A 2,761-nucleotide genomic window follows, 5' to 3' on the forward strand; every position below is an offset into this window, starting at 1 on the left:
GTGTTGGATTGGTATTAATATAATAAAGAAGGGGGTGATTACTGAAAGTATAATGAGTGGTGATTGCTAAAGAGTAGGTTGTTATCAGTAAGACTACTGTTTACTACAGTGGTGCTTATTGCTGGTAAGAGAGTCATGACGACGGAAAGATGTAAACCTAATCAGTAATAGTGATTTGATTACTGCTGCAGGAAGTAGTTACTAGAAGGGGGGTGACTATTGAGTGGAGGTGTTGGTAAGTTAAAATTGCAAGCCATTAAACAATGGATATGGATTATGATATATGAGTTACTAAAACCATCGGTAAACGTTATACGACTGACAAGACTACTGAGAATGTAATAAGTACTGGGCTGAGAGTAAGCTAACGTTGAGTGGCGTGGTAAGCACGATCGCAGTGCGTCGTGAAAATATTAGCATGACGCTATCCCCTTAAGGTTTGTTATAACGATAACTGACCATTGCAGGTAATTTGTTAACCAATAGCAGCTGAATGGCCTGAAGCCATTCGTGAGTGTATTTACCTGGGCTTTATTCACATCAATGAGAACGTGAGCTAAAGGGTATGGAGAGTGACTGCGAGGTAATGGTAAACGCCGTAGCGGGTGACCGGGGGAATAGCCCAGGGATATACTTTCAGCTGGAATGCATTACGTGGAATTGAACGTGTTTATTCAGAGTCAGTATACGAGGAATGATTGTCGCATTAAGCTGATGTTATTTTAACAGGGGTGAACATTGTAATGCTGTATATCTCTGAACCTTTCTGTAAGCCTGTATAACCGCATTAAAGATCACAGTGATGGAAATCTGTGAATAAATAGATTGTGTTGAACCTGAAGCGTTACAGCGTGTTTTAGAATGGGATGTAAACTGCCCGTTGGCTTACCAGAAAGTTAATATCCGTTTCTGCATTGTTATCGTCAAGTCGGGTACTGTATCGGGAGTTTAATCAAACGGAGGCAGGTGTTATCCATGAAAGCAGACGTACAGTACGAGTTTCATCATTTTGGTATCCCGCAGCAGGACGGTGATACCGCAGGCAAGTTCAGTGCGAAAGCCGGGATGTATACCACGGATAATCCGGGGAAGTTTCGGGTGCAGTGGCATCGTTTTACCGATGACTCACCTTTGCATTCATTGCTGAAAACCGTGCCGCATGTGGCATTTAAGGTCAGCAGCCTGGCTGAGGCGATTGCGGGCGAGACGGTTATCCTGGGGCCTTATGAACCTATCGATGATTACCGGGTTGCCGTTATTGATGACAGCGGCGTGCCAGTTGAACTGATTGAAACCACGCTCAGCGACGAGGAGCTGTGGGCGCGTGCGGCCTCCGGGCAGGGGAGTTTGTACCGGAAGCCAGAAGAAGCGTCAGAGTGAAATAACCAATGGCACAATGCTTCATTCTGTCAGTCACTGGCGATAACCCTTCGCTTTCAGAGGCACGCGGCATCATACCGGTTAATCCGGGATAACCCGTGTGCTTCTTTGGCTTCACGTTGTCAGCTAACCTGCCAGCAGATGTATCTGGCTGAGGCTACTGGGACTCCTCTGCGTCACTGAAGCATGTCCCGTATTCTACGCATCCAGCCGACGACTTCACCCTCCGGATCGCGCTCATGGATCAGGGCCGCAGTCATCAACGGAAAAGCCCGCTCCGCCAGTCGGGCCTTGGCGGCGTTATCTTTCATCACTCCATCAAAGTGCTGAGCCAGTGAATACGCTTCCGCAAACACTTTTGGCGTAGCTTTACCTGCGACAGGATGATCGGTTACGGCGATTGTCACGCCAAAGGCGTCGTGAATGGCATCCGGATGAAGATAGCTTTCGACTTCGTGTTTCAGCGTCTGCGCTGCCCAGCAGCCGTTACCCCGGGCGTTGACGGCATTCACCGCTTCGGCATAAGCAGGAACGTCACGATCGTAGATGTGTATCTCTCTTCGGTTCAGCGCGCGAAGGTAATTCTCATTCACCCAGTGCTTGAGCGTTCCACCCCCCAGGACGATAAATGCCACTCGCTCGTCGTTATCAAGGTCGGGGAGGGTATTATCTTCAGCATGCAGTACTTTACTGAGCGCTTTGAAGGCGACGACATCCGTCGGACCCTCGACACAGAACAGCAGTCTGACCCGGTTATCCGGTGTGACGCCCAGCGTATCCGTGACGATGCCGAAAACGTCAGCGCCGGCCTGGATGGTGGGTCGCCCGGTAGCGGTATCCCGGGAAACAAAGCGAATGCTGTCACCGGGCAGCTCTGAGGCAAAGCCGGGGCTGTGCGTCGTCAGTATGACCTGGCAACCGGCTTCCAGCGACAGAGATTTAAACGACTCAATCAATATGCGTTGATAGTTAGGATGTTGCGAGGTTTCGGGTTCTTCAATGGCGTAGATGATACTGCGGCGATTGCTGGACTTAAGTCGTCGTTCTGCTTCGGCTTTAAAAAAGCTGACCAGCACCAGACGACGGACGCCGCTCCCGCGTTTATTCAGCGGGATCCCCCCATCAGTATTGAGCCCGACGGAGAACAGTCCCTGCCATTTTGCCGGTGTGGGGGGCGTAAATTCAGGGGTGAGTTCTCTCGCCAGACCGGGTTCAATGGTTTTCAGCGCCTCATGGGTGTTTCGTGCAATCTCTTCAGCCTTTTGCTGGACCCTCAACTGGATCCTGGCAATGTCGTCCTGGACTTCGGCCAGAGCAGCCGTGATGGCGGCCTTCATCGGACTTTGCACTTCATCGTCGGAATCCCGGCTGCTTCTGTCGC

At 50.4% G+C, this 2,761-nt stretch carries 2 protein-coding genes; one reads left to right on the forward strand and one right to left on the reverse strand.

Annotation, left to right across the window (positions count from 1 at the left end; translation table 11 throughout):
• The first annotated feature begins 975 nt into the window (after positions 1-975).
• Positions 976-1,380, forward strand: a complete 405-nt coding sequence (locus ADK28_RS16480; RefSeq protein ID WP_048796120.1) for a hypothetical protein — start codon at positions 976-978, stop codon at positions 1,378-1,380.
• A 176-nt stretch (positions 1,381-1,556) separates the two neighbouring features.
• Here ADK28_RS16480 and ADK28_RS16485 read toward each other — a convergent pair.
• Positions 1,557-2,761 (reverse strand): ATP-dependent nuclease (locus ADK28_RS16485; protein ID WP_048796121.1); only part of this gene is annotated, 1,205 nt, incomplete at its 5' end.

The sequence above is a fragment of the Serratia sp. 506_PEND genome (assembly GCF_001076875.1).
In the GTDB taxonomy this organism is placed as follows: Bacteria; Pseudomonadota; Gammaproteobacteria; order Enterobacterales; family Enterobacteriaceae; genus Serratia; species Serratia marcescens.